At 60.1% G+C, this 18,241-nt stretch carries 16 protein-coding genes; all 16 read right to left on the bottom strand.

Translation table 11 applies throughout. From position 1 onward, the window contains the following. Positions 1–16 precede the first annotated feature (16 nt). Positions 17–346, bottom strand: a complete 330-nt coding sequence (gene fliE, locus BBG20_RS29525; protein ID WP_065909800.1) for a flagellar hook-basal body complex protein FliE — start codon at positions 344–346, stop codon at positions 17–19. 132 nt (positions 347–478) lie between these two features. After that, positions 479–1,855 (bottom strand): sigma-54-dependent transcriptional regulator, encoded by a 1,377-nt coding sequence (locus tag BBG20_RS29520; RefSeq protein WP_065909799.1) that lies wholly within the window; start codon positions 1,853–1,855, stop codon positions 479–481. A gap of 6 nt (positions 1,856–1,861) precedes the next feature. Continuing rightward, a complete protein-coding gene (locus BBG20_RS29515; protein WP_065909876.1) occupies positions 1,862–3,073 on the bottom strand; it encodes a sensor histidine kinase in 1,212 nt (403 codons plus the stop codon). Between the two features lie 110 nt (positions 3,074–3,183). Next, positions 3,184–4,659 carry a sigma-54 dependent transcriptional regulator gene (locus BBG20_RS29510; protein ID WP_065909797.1) on the bottom strand — a complete coding sequence of 492 codons (1,476 nt, stop codon included), beginning with the start codon at positions 4,657–4,659 and terminating at the stop codon, positions 3,184–3,186. Between the two features lie 171 nt (positions 4,660–4,830). Then, positions 4,831–5,127 (bottom strand): flagellar protein FliT, encoded by a 297-nt coding sequence (gene fliT, locus BBG20_RS29505; protein WP_028617332.1) that lies wholly within the window; start codon positions 5,125–5,127, stop codon positions 4,831–4,833. A gap of 41 nt (positions 5,128–5,168) precedes the next feature. Further along, the gene (gene fliS, locus BBG20_RS29500) at positions 5,169–5,573 is read right to left on the bottom strand and encodes a flagellar export chaperone FliS (protein ID WP_065909795.1); all 405 of its coding nucleotides are present in this window, start codon (positions 5,571–5,573) and stop codon (positions 5,169–5,171) included. Between the two features lie 140 nt (positions 5,574–5,713). Next, positions 5,714–7,117, bottom strand: a complete 1,404-nt coding sequence (gene fliD, locus BBG20_RS29495) for a flagellar filament capping protein FliD (protein ID WP_065909793.1) — start codon at positions 7,115–7,117, stop codon at positions 5,714–5,716. A gap of 80 nt (positions 7,118–7,197) precedes the next feature. Continuing rightward, positions 7,198–7,548 carry a flagellar protein FlaG gene (locus tag BBG20_RS29490; protein ID WP_065909792.1) on the bottom strand — a complete coding sequence of 117 codons (351 nt, stop codon included), beginning with the start codon at positions 7,546–7,548 and terminating at the stop codon, positions 7,198–7,200. Between the two features lie 74 nt (positions 7,549–7,622). Beyond that, positions 7,623–9,098 (bottom strand): flagellin N-terminal helical domain-containing protein, encoded by a 1,476-nt coding sequence (locus BBG20_RS29485; RefSeq protein WP_065909790.1) that lies wholly within the window; start codon positions 9,096–9,098, stop codon positions 7,623–7,625. Between the two features lie 264 nt (positions 9,099–9,362). After that, positions 9,363–10,292 (bottom strand): ketoacyl-ACP synthase III, encoded by a 930-nt coding sequence (locus BBG20_RS29480; protein ID WP_065909788.1) that lies wholly within the window; start codon positions 10,290–10,292, stop codon positions 9,363–9,365. Positions 10,293–10,567: 275 nt separating this feature from the next. Further along, positions 10,568–12,199, bottom strand: coding sequence for a flagellar hook-associated protein 3 (locus tag BBG20_RS29475; RefSeq protein ID WP_065909786.1), 1,632 nt, complete (start codon positions 12,197–12,199; stop codon positions 10,568–10,570). A 14-nt stretch (positions 12,200–12,213) separates the two neighbouring features. Further along, the gene (gene flgK, locus BBG20_RS29470) at positions 12,214–14,268 is read right to left on the bottom strand and encodes a flagellar hook-associated protein FlgK (protein WP_065909784.1); all 2,055 of its coding nucleotides are present in this window, start codon (positions 14,266–14,268) and stop codon (positions 12,214–12,216) included. A gap of 10 nt (positions 14,269–14,278) precedes the next feature. Beyond that, on the bottom strand, positions 14,279–15,544 hold the full coding sequence (flgJ, locus tag BBG20_RS29465) for a flagellar assembly peptidoglycan hydrolase FlgJ (protein WP_065909782.1): 1,266 nt from the start codon (positions 15,542–15,544) through the stop codon (positions 14,279–14,281). A gap of 4 nt (positions 15,545–15,548) precedes the next feature. Further along, positions 15,549–16,637 (bottom strand): flagellar basal body P-ring protein FlgI, encoded by a 1,089-nt coding sequence (locus tag BBG20_RS29460; RefSeq protein ID WP_033901075.1) that lies wholly within the window; start codon positions 16,635–16,637, stop codon positions 15,549–15,551. Positions 16,638–16,664: 27 nt separating this feature from the next. After that, the gene (gene flgH, locus BBG20_RS29455; protein WP_003214607.1) at positions 16,665–17,360 is read right to left on the bottom strand and encodes a flagellar basal body L-ring protein FlgH; all 696 of its coding nucleotides are present in this window, start codon (positions 17,358–17,360) and stop codon (positions 16,665–16,667) included. A gap of 53 nt (positions 17,361–17,413) precedes the next feature. Further along, positions 17,414–18,199, bottom strand: coding sequence for a flagellar basal-body rod protein FlgG (gene flgG, locus BBG20_RS29450; protein ID WP_005790105.1), 786 nt, complete (start codon positions 18,197–18,199; stop codon positions 17,414–17,416). Positions 18,200–18,241 lie beyond the last annotated feature (42 nt).

The following is an 18,241-nucleotide window of genomic DNA, read 5'->3' as shown; positions in this document are numbered from 1 at the left end:
GACTTAAATCTCGTCCTTAAACCGGCATCTGCATGATGTCTTGGTAGGCTTGAACCAGCTTGTTACGCACTTGGGTCAGGGCCTGGAACGAGACGCTGGCCTTTTGCGAGGCGACCATCACATCGGTGAGGTCCACGCCGCTTTTGCCGATCTCGAACGCATTGGCCAACTGGTTGGAGGCTTGCTGGGTATCACTGACTTTGTTGATGGCTTTGCCGAGCATGTCGGCGAAGCTGCTTTGGCCCAATTCCGGCGCTGGCGCGACGGATTTCGGTTGAGCCATGGCATCCATTTGCATGGAGCGCATATCCAACATCAACCGATTGAACTCAATACCCTGGCTCATGACCTTCTCTCTCCCGACAACCCGCAAATTTTTGACACTACGCAGCAATTACTAGGGGAGGTAGCAACAAGGGTGCCAGCTCTGTAGCAACTCGTAAGAAAAGGCGACAAAGCTTGTCCGCCTTGTTACCGATCAGGTGGCGAAAAGATAAGCCTCGACATCCATCCCGGCGTCGCGCATCTGTGCCAGCTTGTAGCGCAGCGTGCGTGGGCTGATCCCCAGGCGTTCGGCGGCTTCCTTGCGACGGCCGCGCTCGGCACGCAGGGTGTCGATGATCATCTGGAATTCGCGGCGACGCAGGTCGTCGCCCAGGGCCCCGGCGGTCTCGGTTTCGGCGACCACCGGCACCGGCGCCAGGGTCGGAAGCGGTGCCGCGCCACTGCCCATGGCCAGGCAGAAATCCTGGGGCTGGATCAAGCCGCCCTGCTGCAAAATCAGCGCGCGCTGGATGGCGTTGTCCAATTCGCGCACGTTGCCCGGCCATGGATAGCCGATCAGGCACGCCTGGGCCTCGGCCGAGAGCCGCGCCTGGGCATGCTTCATTTTTTTGACGTGGTTGTTCAGCAGGCGCTCGGCCAGTGGAATGATATCCGCCGGGCGTTCGCGCAACGGACGCCAGGCCAGCGGAAACACCGAGAGGCGGTAGAACAGATCCTCACGAAAGCGCCCCGCCGCCACTTCACCGGCAAGGTCTCGGTTGGTGGTGGCTACCACGCGAATATCCAGCTGGATCGGCTTGCGCGCCCCCACACGTTCCACTTCACGCTCCTGCAACACCCGCAGCAGCTTGGCCTGCAGGCCCAGGGGCATCTCCGAGATCTCGTCGAGCAAGATGGTGCCGCCGTCCGCCTGTTCGAACTTGCCCGCCTGGGCCGCGATGGCGCCGGTAAAGGAGCCCTTTTCGTGGCCGAACAGCGTGGCTTCGAGCATGTTGTCGGGGATCGCCGCACAGTTGATGGCGATAAACGGTTGTTTGGCGCGAGTCGATTGCTGGTGGATATAGCGCGCCAGCACCTCTTTACCGGTACCGGACTCGCCGGAAATCAACACGGTCGAATCGCTGCGCGCCACGCGGGCCGCCAGTTCCAGCAACTGCGCGCTGGCCGGTTCGAAGGCAATCGGGCCCTCGCTGTCACTGGCCGTGATCACGCCCAGGGCATGCCGCGCCACCAGTTCGATCAGGGCCTTGGGCTCGAAAGGCTTGACCAGGTAATCCGCCGCGCCCTGGCGCATTGCATCCACCGCGCGCTCAACGGCGCCATGGGCGGTCATCAGCAACACCGGCAGTTGCGGCTGGCGCGCACGCAGCAGGCCGAGCAACTGGTGGCCGTCCATGCCAGGCATGTTCACGTCGCTGACCACCAGGCTGAAGGTTTCCTGCTCGACCGCCTCCAAGGCGTCCTCGGCAGAACCGACCGCCCGGTAGTCATGGCCCGCCAGCAACAGCGTGTCAGCCAATGCTTCACGCAGGGCGCGATCGTCTTCCACCAACAGAACCTTGATAGCCATTACTTTTTACTCCGCGCCTGCCGCGCATGAAAACAGCGGCAAGGTCATCAATGCACAGGTGCCACGCCCGACCCGGGAGTGCAGTTGCAATTCTCCCTGATGGGCACGTGCCACCGCCTTGACCACGGTCAGGCCGAGGCCGGTACCGTTGGTCTTGGTGGTAAAAAACGGCTCGCCCAGGCGCTGCAATACGACCGGGTCGATACCGCTGCCGCTGTCGCTGATGCACAGGCGCAGGGTTTGCTCGCGACTGTACAGGTGCACCTTGAGGCGCGCGCCGGGGCCACTGGCCTGGGTGGCGTTTTCGATCAGGTTGAGCAGCGAGCCGACCAGGGTGTCGCGGTTGCACAGCAGCTCACCGAGATGACTGTCGCACTGCCAGCGCACCTGGACGTCTTGAATATGTGTGGCGGCTGCAGCCTGCAGGGCATGCATCAGCGCGGCCGGAGTGATGCGGTCAGTCAGCGGCAATTCGCCACGGGCAAACACCAGCATGTCGCGCACCTGGTGCTCCAGCTCGTGCAGGCGCTCCTTGAGGCGCCCGGCAAATCGCTGGTGGGTGGCAGCGGGCAATTGTTCATCAGTCAAATGACTGGCGTAGATCAACGCCGCCGACAGGGGCGTGCGGATCTGATGCGCCAAAGAAGCGACCATCCGCCCCAGCGACGACAAACGCTCGTGGCGCGCCAGCTGGTCTTGCAGGTGACGGGTTTCAGTCAGGTCGTTGAGCAGCACCAGCTGGCCCGGCTCCGCATCCAGGGAACGGGTGGCGATGGACAAGCGGCGCCCGTCCTTCAGGGAGATTTCGTGGCCGTCGTCTTCGCGCGGCGCAAAGCAGCGCGTGATGACATGGCGCCACAACTCACCTTCCAGCGGCAGGCCGAGCATGTCGCAGGCCGCCGGGTTGGCTTCGCGCACTCGGCCTTGATCGTCAATCACGATCACGCCGCCCGGCAACAGTGACAGCAGGTTTTGCAGACGGTTGGCCAGGCGCTCTTTCTCGGCCAGCTCTTCCATGCGCTGGGCACTGACCACCGCCAGCTCGCCTTTAAGCTCGGAGACCCGGGCTTCCAGCAGGCTGTAGGAGTCAGTCAATTGGCTCGACATCTGGTTGAACAGCGAAAAGGCCTGCTCCAGGCCATTGCGGCTGAGTTCTTCTACAGACGTGGCAGGCCCCTGCAGGACAGGGACCGAAGATAGTTGGGCGGCGTGGGGCATCATGCTCTCTCGCTTGGCTGACCGTCAGTTAAACGGAACGTTGCGAGGGCTGTAGCAATAGTTGTGCCGAAAAAAAACCGCTGAAATTTCAGCGGTTTGGAAAACAGGCGTCAATCATCCGCCTGTTCATCACCTTCTTTGCGGCTCATACCGTACTTGCGCATCTTCTCAACCAGGGTGGTTCGGCGGATGCGCAGGCGCTCGGCAGCCCGCGCGACGATGCCATTGGCGTCATCCAACGCCTGCTGGATCAGCCCCTGTTCGAGGTTGCCGAGGTAGTCCTTGAGATCAAGGCCTTCGGGCGGCAGCATGGCGGTGGAGCCGAAGTCCGGGGTGTGGCCGTTGATGGCGACCCGCTCTTCCATGTCACTGCGCAGGCTGTCGACCAGTTGCTCGTCTTCATCGTCGACGTAGCGGAATTTCTTCGGCAACTCGACCACGCCGATCACGCCGTAGGGGTGCATGATCGCCATGCGCTCCACCAGGTTGGCCAGCTCGCGGACGTTGCCCGGCCAGCCGTGGCGGCACAGGGACATGATCGCCGCCGAGTTGAAACGGATCGAGCCGCGCTTTTCGTGTTCCATGCGCGAGATCAGTTCGTTCATCAGCAGCGGGATGTCCTCCACGCGCTCGCGCAGCGGGGCCATCTCGATCGGGAATACGTTGAGGCGGTAGTACAAGTCTTCGCGGAAGCTGCCCACCTCGATCATGCTTTCGAGGTTCTTGTGGGTGGCCGCGATGATGCGCACGTCGACGCTTTGGGTCTTGTTGCTGCCCACGCGCTCGAAGGTACGTTCCTGCAGCACGCGCAGCAGCTTGACCTGCATCGGCAGCGGCATGTCGCCGATTTCGTCGAGGAACAGCGTGCCGCCGTTGGCCAGTTCGAAACGCCCGGCACGGCTGGTGATCGCCCCGGTAAAGGCGCCCTTCTCATGGCCGAACAATTCGCTTTCCAGCAGCTCGGCCGGAATCGCCCCGCAGTTGACCGGCACAAAAGGCCCGTCGCGGCGCTTGGAGTGATAGTGCAGGTTGCGCGCGACCACTTCCTTGCCGGTGCCCGACTCGCCAAGGATCAGCACGCTGGCGTCGGTGTCGGCCACTTGCTGCATCATCTGGCGCACGTGCTGGATCGCACGGCTGGTGCCGACGAGGCTGCGGAACAGGTTGGGTTCGCGGTGGCGACCGCGCTCGCGCGCCTGGTCATACATCTCGCGATAGACCTGGGCACGGTGCAGGGAGTCGAGCAATTTGCTGTAGCTGGGCGGCATTTCCAGGGTGGACAGCACGCGGCGGCGCTGGTCTTCAGGCAGGTCGATAGAAGAAATATCGCCCATCAGCAACACCGGAAGGAACTCATCCCAGGTTGACAGTGTCTTTAACAAGCCCAAAACAGCGCCAGGAGCGTTCACCGTCCCGATCAGCACACAAATGACTTCACGGCTCGATGACAATGAGCTGACCGCCTGCTGCCAATCATGGCTGCCGCAGGGCAAATTTTCTTCGCCAAGAAAATTCAAAATCACCGCTAAATCGCGGCGGCGGACGCTATCGTCATCAATCAGCAGAATTTTGGTTTCACGCCACATGCAATAGCAACTTCCCTAGTAAAACGCTCTGCCCCAAGAGTGAGGGCAATCGAGACGCCTGTAAGACTTCATGCCTTACTAGACGTCTGAAATCTGAAAACAGCACTAGTTAAGTCAAAAATGCTGGCACAGTCAAATATATGACGCGCCGTTCGGATTAACTGAGCTCATTCAGCCGAACAGATGGTAAACCTTTGACGCATTTTTCGCTTGGTTGATCTGCGACATCTCTTCGAAAATCGCCTGCCGCTCGCCCGTCGTCACCTCAAGCAATTGCTGGTAAACCGCGAGCAGGCTCTCAAGCTTCTCACGCAACGCATCCTCGTCGACCGGCGCCTCGCTGAGCACCTGCTCGATCACGTCGCGACACCCCATGTCGAGCTCGCCAATCGCGTCCCAGTTACGGTCCGCCAGCGCGCCCATCAGCGCCTCACGGGTTTCATCAATGCGTTGCAGTGCTTGGCTCATCACATAGTCCTCAAGGCCCTCAGGCCCTTCTCTGCTGCGCCTTACTCGGTTACAGCCTGTGGCGCGGCGATGGCATCCCAGCCTTCTTTCACGGTAATCAACAAACGCGCCACTTCGTCGATCATGTCGGCGTCGTTATGCAGGTTCGCCTCCATCAGGCGGTTGGTCATGTACGCGTACAGACTTTCCAACTGCTGGACGTAAGCCGGGTTATCACTCTTTTCTGCATCCAGGCCGTCACGCAGCCCGATCACGATATCGATAGCCTTGCCGAGCATCAGGCCCTTCTGCGCGATGTCACCACGCGCCAGCGCACCTTTGGCCTGGGCCATGCGGTCCAGCCCGCCTTCCATCAGCATCTGCACCAGGCGATGAGGGCTGGCTTCGGAGATCTGAGCATGGGAATTGACCTTCTGGTATTGGCGAAGGGCTCTCATGGGATTCATGTTTCTACCTCGTGACAGGCGACAGCGAAAAGGGTTTCAGTAACCAATATGTCGACGGGTTCGCAAAAAGCTTTAGCACCAGTCGTCTCTCGATAAAAAAAGGCCAGGCAGGTTGCCTGGCCTTTTTTTATTCGCAGGGATCAACTATTGGTCTTTGGGTTGTTCAGCGCATTGAGCGTGGTCATCACACTGGTGCTTTGCTGGCGCAACTGGGCAACCAGGGTGTCCATGGCGTTGTACTTGTCCGAGAGGCTCTTGGTCAGCAGGTCCATGCGCTCGTCCAGGGAGGACTGTTGCTTGGTCAGGTCCTTGAGCGTGTCGGACAACGAGGTGGAACGCGTTGCCAGGATGCCGGTGGTGGACTTGGCGTAGTCGTCGGTGGCGCTTTTCATGCGCGCCAGCATGCCGCTTGGGCCGGTGAACATGCTGTTGATATCGGCAGCGTTGGTTTTTACCGCGGCGTCCCACTTTTTGTCGTCGATGCTCAGCAGACTGGTGCTCGAGTTGGTGACCACACCGAACTGAGCCAGGGACTTGAACTGACCAGTGCCCGACAGCGCGTTGAACTCATTACGGATGGCCGCCTGGAGCGAGCGCATGGTGGAGTCGCCCGTCAGGGTCGCCCCCGTGGTGCTGCCATCGAGGTTGGTGGTGACCTTGGTTTCGGCGTTCATGGCGGTGATCAGGGCGTTGTAGGTGTCGATGAAACCCTTGACCCCAGACTTGAGCGCGGTGTTGTTGGTGCTGACGGTGATGAGGGTCGCGTTTCGCTCAGGGTTTGTACTGGTATCCCCCGCAGTCTTGAGCGCCGAAACCGATACCAACTTGATATTCACGCCGCTCAACGCGCCTTCGATGTTGTTGGTTTTGGAAACAGACGCAACGCCGTCAATGGTGTACAGCGCATCCAATGGTTTATCAACGACCGTCGAGCCAGTGTCCAATCCCGAATTACCCGACAACTTCAGGTCCGATCCCGTGCCCATGGTGGTCGAGGTCAGGATCAACCGCGAGCCGTTGGAGTCGGTCTGGATGTTCGCACTCAAACCCGATGTGCCGAACTGGGTATTGATCGAGTCACGCACCTGCTGCAAGGTTGCGCCAACGGGGATACTGACGTCGTAGTTCTTGCCGGACTGGCTGATAGTCAATGTCGTCGGCTTGTCAGTGGTATTCACCACCGTCGATGTGCCGCCCTTGAAGTTTTGGGTCGACAGCTTCGAGGCCTGTGCAAGCTGACTGACAATCAACCGAAAGCTGCCGTTGGAAGCCGTGTTGCTCGCCGTCATGGTCGCAACTTTTTCATCCGAGGACGAACCGGTCAAACCCGTGAAGCTGGAACTCGCCGTCATAGTATCCAGCGCACCACGAAACGCATCCAGCGCCGCCTGAATCTTGCCGATCGAAGACAGCGTGGTGGTCGCCTTCTGGGACGCGGTATTGATCTGCGTCTGCTTGGGCACCTTTTCGGCGTTGACCAAGGATGTCACGATCGCTTGCGTATCGATGTTCGAACCGATACCACTTACCGTTGAACCCGCCATCATCTATCTCCTGTTCGGTGGCTGCCGTTATCTTGACTTATTACGCCTCAAGACAACTCAGCAACAAGTTTCATGCCAGCTCAAGCCTTGTCGTCAAACAACACGTGGCTTGCGCTGGAGAGGCTCTGTGCCAGTTTCAATGCCGTTTCCGACGGAATCTGGCGAATCACTTCACCATTGTCGGTATTGATGACCTTGACCACCACACGGTGAGTCGTGTCATCAATGGAAAAATCCAGGCTGCGCTGGGCAGCTTGTACGAATTCGCGAATATCGGTTACCGCTTTTTCCAGGTCCGCACGCTCAGGCTGTTTGCCGATGGCGGGGGCTTCCTGGACTTGGGTGGTGCTTTTGTCGGCTGCCACCTGAACAGGCGCGCTCTGAGGTGCAACCGGCGGATAAGACTGGTTCAGCTTTACACTCATGTCCATGTCCAATCTCCTCTAAACCGAAAAAACGGAAGGGCACGTAGACGCGCCCTTCCGTTAGTTACCAAGCGCTGGGATTACTGAAGCAGTTTCAGTACAGCGGATGGCAGCTGGTTAGCCTGCGACAGGATCGCGGTGGAAGCCGACTGCAGGGTTTGTTGCTTGGTCAGTTCGGCGGTTTCGGAAGCGAAGTCGACGTCCTGAACGGTGGAACGTGCAGCGGTGGAGTTCTTCTGAATGTTCTGCAGGTTGTCTGCAGTGGTAGTCAGACGGTTCTGGGTAGCACCCAGGCCCGAACGAACGCTGTCGATGGTGCCGATGGCCTTGTCGATTACAGCCAGGGCGTTCTGGGCAGAAGAAGCGTCGGTCACGGTGGTGTCAGAGATGGTGGTCTTCTCTGCCACAACGCTGGCTTTACCGAACAGACCAGTTACACCATCAGCAGTACCGGCAGCCAGGGAGTAGCCTTTAGCCGAATCAAGCGATACCTGACCGGTAACGGTAGATGCTACGGTAGCAGACAGGGCAGTGAACTTCTCAGCAGGTGGAGTAGCGGTATCGAACGTGTACTCACCCTTACCGTTTTTGGCGTTAACCGAAACAGCGTCAGCGCCGGTACCAGCACCAAATACCAGGTTCTCGCCAGAATCGGATTTGATTTCCAGGGTGTCGTTAACTTCATCGTAGTTGACGCTGATACCCAGTTTAGCGGAGTTGGATTTCAGCTGGTCAGCCAGGCTGGCGTTATCAGTAACACCGATGAAGCTTACTTCTTTGCCATCACCAACGGTGAGCTTGAAGTTGGCAGAAGCAGGAGGTGTAGCACCAGTGGTCTTAGTGGTATCAACCTTCAGTTTGACTTCGGTGCTGGCGCTTGCAGTCAGGCCACCGATCGAACCATTGAGCTGGGCAGCGATGCTTTTTGCGGAAGCGCCTTCAAGGTAGCTTACGGTTTTGGTCTGGCCGTTACCTGTTACAGTAATGTCGCCTGCAGCCAAACCTTTCTCGGTGATAGCAACGTCAGAACTTTTAACCTGCTGAGAACCAATTTTGTTGGCCGCAACGTTTTCCAGGCTCAGGTTGATGGTTTCGTTGGCGTTGGCGCCAACCTGGATAGCTTTGGTACCGTACGAACCGTCCAGCAACTTCTGGCCACCGAAGGTGGTGGTGTTGGAGATACGGGTCAGTTCCGAAGTCAGAGCCTGGTATTCGTCGTTGTTCGACTTACGGTCGTCAGCGCTGAGGGAGCCAGTAGCGGAGGACAGAGCCAGGGTACGCATTTTCTGCAGGATGTCGGTCGAAGCCTGCATCGCGCCTTCAGCGGTCTGAGCGATGGAGATACCGTCGTTCACGTTTTTTACAGCTTGGCCCAGGCCGTTGATTTGGCTGGTCAGGCGGTTAGCGATCTGCAGGCCGGCAGCGTCGTCTTTAGCGCTGTTGATACGCAGGCCGGAAGACAGGCGCTGCATGGAAGTGGCCAGGGCGCCGCCAGCTTTGTTCAGGTTGCCCTGAGTAGTGATCGAAGCAATGTTGGTGTTTACTGTTAAAGCCATGACGAAATCCTCGTTGGATGGATACTGCGGCTTCCGGCCCTGGCAACCGCCGGGTGTGGCCTGAGAACCTACGTAATAGTTATCGTCGTGGTAGCCGGTTGCTTGAGGATTTTTTTGATTTTTTTTACTGGCGCCGTGCCACCCCTTGCAATTCAAGGGTTTACGCTTGCGCAAAACCCAACAAACATTGGCTTTTCTGGCGCCAAATAAAAAACGCCGATGATCTTTCGATCATCGGCGTTTTTGCTTGTCGCTATTAAAGCGTCACGGGCGATAGAGAATCGCCGAACCCCACGACAGGCCAACCCCGAAACCGCTGATAGCCACGCGCTTCCAGGTAGCGTCCATCACGTGCTTTTCCAACAGCAGCGGAATGCTCGACGACACGGTGTTGCCGGTCTCGACCATGTCCTTGATGAACTTGTCCACCGGCGCATCTTCGAAGCGGCGCGCCACGGCGTCGACAATCGCCGCACTGCCCTGGTGAATACAGAATGCATCGATGTCATCGGCCTTGAGCTGCGACTCATCGAGCAGCTCGTGCAAATGCGCCGGCACCTTGAGCAAGGCGAAGTTGAATACCTGGCGACCATTCATGAAGAACACGCCATCGCTGACCTTCAGGTGCGGCGCGCCGGAACCGTCGGTGCCGAACTTGGACTTGCCGAGCAACCACGGTGCGTCTTCGCCCATCCAGGTAGCGGTGGCGGCATCACCGAACAGCATGGTGGTGTTGCGGTCTTCCGGGTCGACGATCTTCGAATACGGGTCAGCGGTGATCAGCAGGCCGTTTTTCAAGCCGGCGGCTTCCATGAAGCCCTTCATCGCGTAGATGCCGTAGACATAGCCGGAGCAGCCCAGGGAGATATCAAAGGCGGCGACGTGAGTCGGCAGGCCCAGTTTGTCCTGGACGATGGCGGCAGTGTGGGGCAGGCCCTCTTCATCGCCGTTCTGGGTGACGACGATCAGCGCGTCGATGGACTCGCGCTTCAAATCCGGGTTGTTGGCAAACAAAGCGTTGACCGCCTCGACACACAGGTCAGAGGTTTCCTGCGCCGCTTCCTTGCGTGGCAGGAAGGCCGAACCGATCTTGCCAATGATGAACTCTTCATCCTTGGCGAATTTGGCACCCTGGGCGTAGTTATCGATCCCGTCTGCCGGCACGTAACTGGCGATGCTTTTTATGCCAATCATTGTGGCTTCCCAATACTAAATAGCTGGAGAACACCCCCGGACCACGCCTGGGGTGCTGACAATAAAGGGGATAACCCCATAAAAATCTCGCTGAAAGCCGCCCCGCACGGACCCTGTGACGACTTATCCTTTTCACACGATACAGTGAAGATGCGCTTTATGACTCACAGGTCACTCAATTTTGTGTGCTTTATGCAAAACCTTCAAACAATTAAATCCCAGAAACGACAACGGCCCAGCCTGTTTCCAGGCTGGGCCGCTTGACATGCCATCGCTTACATCTTGTTGAACAGGCTCAACTGCGAGACTTTCACAAACGCCAGTTGCGAGGCTTCCAGCATGGTTTGCTGCAAGGTCAGGTTGATCGCCGCCTCGCCCATGTCGACGTTGGCCAGCGCACTCATAGTGCTGGTATTGGCCAGGCCGACGCTGGTGTTTTCGCTGGCCTGCACCGTCAGCGCGTTCTGCCGCGCGCCGATGGAACCGCGCACGTTGTCGACCTGGTCGGACGAACTGGTCAGGTTGGCGACCGCCGCGTTCAAGGCGTCCTGGAGCTTGACCCGCGCGCCCGGGATACCGTCTGCCGGCTGTTGCAGGGCCTGGCGCAGTTGGCTCAGGGTGTCGAGGGCGTTCTGGGTTTTCTGGGTGCTGTTGCCGATCGAGAACTGATCGCCCACATTCGGCGTGCCGCTCACCTCGAAGGTGACCCCCGCCGCAGTGATCGTGTTCGGAGCCGGTGGAGTGCCGGCGTTGATCACGCCCTCGCCAATCGACTTGCTGTTGGCGGTGTACGGCTGGGCATAGACTTTATAAGCCGTCGCGTCGGTGTCATCGAACTTGATCAACACGCCGCTGTTCGGAAAGGTGCTGGCGTAGCCGGCCGCGCTGCTGACCTGGCCATTGGTCAATTGCGCCGAGGAGGTGTTGCTCGGGGTGCGCGAGGTGTTGAAGGCGTCCGGCTTGGCGCTCAGGCTGAATTCGCGCCCGGCGACCAGCGCATCGGCGTCAGGCCCGGTGGCGGTATCGGTGAGGTCGACGGTGATATCGAACTTCACCCCGCGGATGTTGATGCTGGCACTGCCTTCCTTGGTGGAATCGAACGTGCCATTACCTGGCATCTGCGAGGTAATGTTGTTGTTGTCCTTGTCCGTCACCACGTACTGGGTGCTGCTGGTAAAGGTCACCTTGTACGGCTGGCCATCGGCGAACTGCTTGGTGTAGTCGATGCCCGAACCCACCAGGCCAGCCGAAATCGCGACCTTGTGATCATCCACCAGCGGCGGCGAAATCGCCGGCGGCACAGGCGCAGTCGCAGGTGCGAGGTAATTGGACTGGGTACGACTGGTGTTGACCGCCCCTTCGAGGATGGTCTTGCCGGTGTCGCCGGTGCGCACGTTGAGCGTCTCGGAGACTTGCAGGCTCAGCTCGTTTTCGTCGCCCTGATAGCTATAAGTGCCATCGTTGTTGCGCGAGTACGGCGGTGTATCGGTCTTGGAGCCGGAGAACAGGTAGTTGCCCGCCGAATCCTTGCTGTTGAGCAAGCCCAGCAGTTGATCTTCAAGCGCGCCCACCTCGACCGCAATCGACTTGCGGTCGGCATCACTGGTCACGCCGCCGGCGCGCAGTGCGAGCTGGCTACCGGCCTGGATCGTGTTACTGATCGCAGTCAGGACGCTTTCTTCGTTGGTCAGCGTATTTTGAATGCTGGTGATATTGCCGCTGAACTGGGCCAGCATGTCTTTCTGCTGTTGCAGCATCAGCAGGCGCTGGGCGGCAACGGGATCATCCGCGGCGGTTTGCACACGCACGCCGGAGCTCGCCTGCTGCTGCGCCTTGACCACGCTGGAGTAGTTATCCGTGTAGCGCGTGGCACTGGTGTCGAAGTACTGCTGTGTAGAAATGCGCATCGTCCCAGGCTCCCTTAAAGACTATTGATCAGCGTACTGAAGGTTTCTTGCGCAGCCTTGATGATCTGCGACGACGCGGTGTAATACTGCTGGAACTTGATCATGTCGCCCGCCTCTTCGTCCAGGTTGACCTGGGACACCGAGTTGCGCGCGTTCTTGTTGGCCGTCAACAGCGCGGTGGTAGCCGTGGTGTCGGTGGTGGCTGCAGCGGCCTTGGCGCCGACGGTCGACACCAACTTGCTGTTGGCCCCCACCAGGCTGAGCCCGCCACTGCCATCCGCCCCAACACCGACGGTCGCCTTGGTCTGCAGACCGATCAGCGCCTGGGCGTTGCGGTTGTCGGACTTGCCGGTGGCATTGAACGAGAACGAGGTGCTGTCACCGCTGGTCGGCGAACCGGCCACGGTGGTGTCGAAGCTGAAGCTCTTGGCCGGATCGAGCAAAGTACCGCTGGCATCGCGCATCGGCACATTGATGGTGATCTTGTTGGCTTGGCCAGGAACGATAGTGCCCGTGCCGATAGGCTCACCCTTGGCGTTACTCAGGGTGTAGCTCTGGGTGCCATCAGCGGCTTTGTCGCCGAATACCATTTTCACCGGCATCGAGTTGGCGATGCCGACGCGCAGCTGCGCGGCGTCAGCTCCGCCCTCGATGTCGATGGGCACCGTCAGGGTCGGTGGCGTGAACGTGCCGGTGCCCTGGTTGCTCTTGCCGGCCTCGCCCTGCAACGGTGCGGCAAACGCGATCTTGCTCGGGTCGGTCAGCACGGTGCCGATTTCCTTGGCGCCGTTGGCGGTCGGGCTGACCTTGAAGCTGTCACCCTCTTTTACCCCGGCCGCGCCGTTCTTGATCGTCAGGGTAACCCCGTCGATTACCGGCGGCGGCGTGGCGCTCAGATCGTAGGTACCCATGGCCTTGCCGTCGGAGCGCAGCACGGTGACCTTGTTGAGGTTGGTACCGTCGTTGAACGAGACCTTGTAGTCGAAGTTGGTCAGCTTGCTGCTGTCCGCAATCGTCACGCCCAGGCTGGCGTCACCCGTGTTGCCTTGTGCCGCCTGGCTGCGCAGGGCGACGGACGCCGCGTTGTTGATGTCCTTGAACATCGAGGCGCCGAACTCACCGTTGAGGTCCACGCCCTGGCCCAACTGGCTGTTGATCGCGTCGGCGGTGACGATGGCAATCCGACCCAGGTCGTTGATCGCCGGCATCAGCACGTCGCTGCGATAGCGCAACAGGCCGCCGATGCTGCCGCCGCTGATCACGTTGCCCAGGTCGACGGCGGTGTTCCCGGCCATGTTGAGCTGGATCGTGTATTGGCTGGTGTCGCCTTTGCTCGGTACTGCAGAAATCGTGTTGGACTGGTCACCCAGCACCAGCGATTGACCGCTGCCGGTGCTGACACTGAACACGCCGTTTTTCTCACTGGCGGTCACGCCAATCAACTCGTTCAGCGAGCGCACGGCCTCGGCACGCGCATCCAGCAGGTTGGCCGGCGTGGTGTTCGACGAACCCTGGACCTGATTGATCTGCTTGTTCAGGGAAGCAATCGACGAGGTCAGCTGATTGACCTGGTCGGCCATCGAGGTCAGCTGGCTGTTGATGGTTTCTTTCTGCTGGCCCAACTGGTTGGAGATCGAGTTGAACCGGTTGCTCAAGGTCTGGGCGTTGGTGAGCAGAATCTGGCGGGCCGACGTATCGTTGGGGTTGGCCGACGCCGTCTGCACGGCAGCGAAGAACGAACTGAGCACGGCCGACATGCCGGTGGTCTTGTCCGACAGCGTCTTGTCGACGGCACTGACCTGGTCCAGGTAAGCCGCGGCATCGCTATTGAGCGCGGTGCTGTTCTGGTAGGCGGTGTCCAGGTACTCGTTGTACACCCGACGCACGTCAGCCAGGGTCGTGCCGCTGCCGATGAACACGCCGCCGTACGGGTTCGACGCATTGGCGCTCTGGGTGGTCTGCTGACGCGAATAGCCCGCGGTATTGGCGTTGGCAATGTTATTACTCAAGACCGACAACGATCCTTGAGCGGCGTTAAGCCCTGACATCCCGATACTGAGCAAACTCATGGTTCAGACCTTATAAATGTGTGGTTGCGCCAGCGGCAGCGTAGTTCTGGTAACTGTTCATCGTTTTGGCGATCTGCGAAATCTTGCTGGCGTAGTCCGGATCGGTTGCGTATCCGGCTTTTTGCAACTCGCGTACAAACTGTTCCGGGTTGTCGGCCGACTTCACAACTTCTTTATAGCGATCATTGCTTTGCAGCAATGTCACCAGGTCATGGAAGCTGTCCTGGTAGGAATTGTAGGAACGGAACTGTGCCGTCTCCTTGACCATCGCCCCATCCCGAAACTCGCTGGTGATTGCGCGCGCCTGGCCGCCCTGCCAACTCTGGCCGGCCTTGATGCCGAACAGGTTGTGGCTGCTGCTGCCATCTTCGGCGCGCATCACCGACTTGCCCCAGCCGGTTTCCAGCGCGGCCTGGGCCACCAGGTATTTGGGGTCGACGCCAATACGCGCGGCGGCCGCCTTGGCCATCGGCAACATGGTGGCGACAAATTCATCCTGCGAGCTGAAGGCCTTCTTCGCCGGCGCCAACGGTGGCTGGGCGACGGCGCGGCCGTACACCTGCATGCGCCCGCTGGGCACGGCAAAGGTGCGTGCGCTGCTGTTGATCACGTTGTCGGCAGCCGCGCTGTTACGCAGCGGCGCGGCCTGGGCCACGGTGGTTGCGTCGGTGCTCGGCACGATGCCGGCCAGCAGGCGATCGGTCAGTTTGCTCGGCAAGGCGATACGGCGCTGGTTCATCAGCTCCATATCGTTGGCATGCGCGCTGGCGCCCTCGGGGACCGCCACGCGGTAAGCCCAGAGTGGGCGCTGGCCATTGGAACGGCCCAGCGGACCTTCGGCCTGGGTGCCGGCGGCAATCTCGGTCGGCACTGCGGCTTTCTTCACCGGCTCGGCTGCCGCCGGGCCCTGCAAGGTGGCCGCCTGGGCGTCCACCGGCTTGTTCTTCTGCATCTGGCGCATCAGCACGTCGGCCAGGCCGATACCGCCGCCCTCGCGGGACATCGAGACCGCCAGTTGCTGGTCGTACATTTCCTGATACTGCTTGGCTGCCGGGGTGTTCAGCGGGTTGTCCTTGCCCAGCGCTTCAGTGGCCGAGCGCATCGACTTGAGCATCTCGCTCAAGAACAGCGACTCGAACTCCTGCGCCACTTTGCGCATGTTGCCTTCGCTGTTCTTGTCGTCACCGACCTTGAGCTGGTTAAGCCGGTTCAGGTCGGAGTAGGACCCCGAGTCCGCCGTGCTGCTGATCCCGCTCTTGCGCATATCCATGGCCATGGCCTCAGATCACAATCAGGTCGGCTTGCAAGGCGCCGGCCTGTTTCAGTGCTTCGAGGATCGCCATCAAGTCGCCGGGGGCTGCGCCCACCTGGTTCACCGCGCGGACAATCTCATCCAGGGTGGTGCCGGGGCCGAACTTGAACATCGGCTTGGCTTCTTGCTGGGCGTTGACGCGCGAACGCGGTACCACTGCGGTCTGGCCGTTGGACAACGGGCCAGGCTGGCTGACGATCGGGTCTTCGGTGATGGTCACGGTCAGGCTGCCGTGGGTCACTGCCGCTGGCGAGACCTTGACGTTCTGGCCGATCACAATGGTGCCGGTCCGCGAGTTGATGATGACCTTGGCCACGGCCTGGCCCGGATCGACTTCCAGGTTTTCCAGGATCGACAGGTAGTCGACGCGCTGGCTTGGGTCGAGCGGCGCGGTGACGCGGATCGAGCCGCCGTCGATGGCCTGGGCCACGCCAGGGCCGAGCATGTCGTTGATCTTGTCGACCACGCGCTTGGCGGTGGTGAAGTCGGAGCGATTGAGGTTCAGGGTCAGGCTGTTGCCCTGGTTGAAACCACTCGGCACGGTCCGCTCGACCGTGGCGCCCCCGGGAATACGCCCGGCCGACGGCACGTTGACGGTAATCTTCGAACCGTCGCGACCTTCGGCATCAAAACCGCCGACCACCAGGTTGCCCTGGGCGATGGCGTAGACATTGCCGTCGATACCCTTCAGGGGCGTCATCAACAGGGTGCCGCCACGCAGGCTTTTCGAGTTACCGATGGACGACACGGTGATGTCTACCACCTGGCCCGGCTTGGAAAACGCAGGCAAGTCGGCACTGATCGATACGGCGGCGACGTTCTTGAGCTGCACGTTGCCCGAGCCCGCCGGCACCTTGATGCCGAACTGCGAGAGCATGTTGTTGAAGGTCTGCAAGGTGAACGGGGTCTGGGTGGTCTGGTCACCCGTGCCATTGAGCCCCACCACCAGGCCGTAGCCGATCAACTGGTTGGAACGCACGCCGGAAATACTGGCGATGTCCTTCAGGCGTTCGGCCTGGGCGACGGCGCTCAGGGACAGCAGGAGTGCCGCCGCCATCAGCTGTTTGAGTTTCAAAGTGGCCACCTAGAAAGGGAACAGCGGGCTAAGGAAGAAACGGTCGAACCAGCCCGGCTGACTCGCATCAGCAAACGAACCCGTACCCGAGTAGGTAATGCGCGCATCGGCAATCCGCGTCGACGGCACGGTGTTGTCGGTGGAAATATCATCGGCGCGGACCATGCCGGCGATGCGCACCAGCTCATCGCCGGTGTTGAGGGTCATCCACTTTTCACCCCGTACGGCGATGATGCCGTTGGGCAACACGTCAGCCACGGTCACGGTGATCGAGCCGGTCAGGCTGTTGCCCTGCCCTGCAGCGCTCTTGCCGTTGGTGGCACGGTCGCCGCTGTAGCCGGCGTCAAGGCTCAGGTCACCGCTGCCCAACGGGTTGTTGGTGTTGGGCACGCCGCCGAACAGCGAAGTCAGGCCGATGCTGGTCTTGCTGGTCTTGCCGATCTGCGAGTTGGCATTCTTGCTGGCCTGGGTCTTCTCGTTCAGGGTGATGGTGATGATGTCACCCACGCGGAACGCCTTGCGGTCGCTGTACAGGTTCTGTTCGAAACCGGCCTGGTAGATCGAGCCATTGTTGGCCGCCGCCGGCAGCGGCGTGCGTGGCAACACCGGCGCGTAGTACGGGTCATTGGGTTTTGGCGTCGGGGCGACACAGCCCGCGAGCACGGCAATCCCACTCAATGCCAGAACGGAAACATAGCGATTCATGACCCTTACCTCACGGTGTTGCAGGCGCCCTCAAGAGCGCCCCATAGACTTGATTACAGATTCTGCGTTACGAACGAAAGCATCTGGTCGGCGGTGGAAATCACCTTGGAGTTCATCTCGTAGGCGCGCTGGGTGGTGATCATGTTGACCATCTCCTCAACCGTGCTCACGTTGGAAGTTTCCAGGGTGCTTTGCAGCGTGGTGCCGAAACCGTTGAGGCCAGGGGTGCCGATTTGCGGCGCGCCGCTGGAGGCGGTTTCCAGGAACAGGTTGTTACCCATGGCCTGCAGGCCGGCCGGGTTGATGAAGTCGGCGGTCTGCAGGTTGCCGATCACTTGCGACGCCGGGTTGCCGGCGACGGTGATCGACACGGTGCCGTCGTTGCCGACGGTGAAGGTCTTGGCATCCGCTGGGACGACCACAGCCGGCTCCAGGGCAAAACCGTTGGCCGTCACGATCTGGCCGTTGGAGTCCAGGTGGAAAGTACCGTCACGGGTGTAGGAAGTAGTGCCATCCGGCTGCAGGATCTGGAAGAAGCCACGGCCGTTGATGGCCATGTCCAGCGGTTGGCCGGTCTGTTGCAGGTTACCGGCGCTGAAGTTCTTCTGGGTGCCGACGATCTGCACACCGGTACCCAGTTGCAGGCCCGACGGCAGTTCGCTGTCCTGGGTCGACTGGGCGCCTGGCTGTTTCTTGATCTGATAGAGCAAGTCCTGGAACTCGGCACGGTCACGTTTGAAACCCGTGGTCGACACGTTGGCCAAGTTGTTGGAAATGGTGGTCAGGTTGGTGTCCTGGGCAGACAGACCTGTTTTGGCAACCCATAGAGCCGGAAGCATGCTGTTCTCCTTCGTGCGCCTGTTTGTTGGCGCCGCATCACA

This window comes from Pseudomonas aylmerensis (genome assembly GCF_001702265.1).
GTDB lineage: Bacteria > Pseudomonadota > Gammaproteobacteria > Pseudomonadales > Pseudomonadaceae > Aquipseudomonas > Aquipseudomonas aylmerensis.
This window is presented reverse-complemented; position numbering and strand designations above follow the sequence as displayed.

What these genes read in the sequence shown, in the direction of transcription:
- fliE (WP_065909800.1), bottom strand. Translation starts at nt 346, where the DNA reads ATGAGCCAGGGTATTGAGTTCAATCGGTTGATGTTGGATATGCGCTCC.
- BBG20_RS29520 (WP_065909799.1), bottom strand. Translation starts at nt 1,855, where the DNA reads ATGGCTATCAAGGTTCTGTTGGTGGAAGACGATCGCGCCCTGCGTGAA.
- BBG20_RS29515 (WP_065909876.1), bottom strand. Translation starts at nt 3,073, where the DNA reads ATGCCCCACGCCGCCCAACTATCTTCGGTCCCTGTCCTGCAGGGGCCT.
- BBG20_RS29510 (WP_065909797.1), bottom strand. Translation starts at nt 4,659, where the DNA reads ATGTGGCGTGAAACCAAAATTCTGCTGATTGATGACGATAGCGTCCGC.
- fliT (WP_028617332.1), bottom strand. Translation starts at nt 5,127, where the DNA reads ATGAGCCAAGCACTGCAACGCATTGATGAAACCCGTGAGGCGCTGATG.
- fliS (WP_065909795.1), bottom strand. Translation starts at nt 5,573, where the DNA reads ATGAATCCCATGAGAGCCCTTCGCCAATACCAGAAGGTCAATTCCCAT.
- fliD (WP_065909793.1), bottom strand. Translation starts at nt 7,117, where the DNA reads ATGGCGGGTTCAACGGTAAGTGGTATCGGTTCGAACATCGATACGCAA.
- BBG20_RS29490 (WP_065909792.1), bottom strand. Translation starts at nt 7,548, where the DNA reads ATGGACATGAGTGTAAAGCTGAACCAGTCTTATCCGCCGGTTGCACCT.
- BBG20_RS29485 (WP_065909790.1), bottom strand. Translation starts at nt 9,098, where the DNA reads ATGGCTTTAACAGTAAACACCAACATTGCTTCGATCACTACTCAGGGC.
- BBG20_RS29480 (WP_065909788.1), bottom strand. Translation starts at nt 10,292, where the DNA reads ATGATTGGCATAAAAAGCATCGCCAGTTACGTGCCGGCAGACGGGATC.
- BBG20_RS29475 (WP_065909786.1), bottom strand. Translation starts at nt 12,199, where the DNA reads ATGCGCATTTCTACACAGCAGTACTTCGACACCAGTGCCACGCGCTAC.
- flgK (WP_065909784.1), bottom strand. Translation starts at nt 14,268, where the DNA reads ATGAGTTTGCTCAGTATCGGGATGTCAGGGCTTAACGCCGCTCAAGGA.
- flgJ (WP_065909782.1), bottom strand. Translation starts at nt 15,544, where the DNA reads ATGGCCATGGATATGCGCAAGAGCGGGATCAGCAGCACGGCGGACTCG.
- BBG20_RS29460 (WP_033901075.1), bottom strand. Translation starts at nt 16,637, where the DNA reads ATGGCGGCGGCACTCCTGCTGTCCCTGAGCGCCGTCGCCCAGGCCGAA.
- flgH (WP_003214607.1), bottom strand. Translation starts at nt 17,360, where the DNA reads ATGAATCGCTATGTTTCCGTTCTGGCATTGAGTGGGATTGCCGTGCTC.
- flgG (WP_005790105.1), bottom strand. Translation starts at nt 18,199, where the DNA reads ATGCTTCCGGCTCTATGGGTTGCCAAAACAGGTCTGTCTGCCCAGGAC.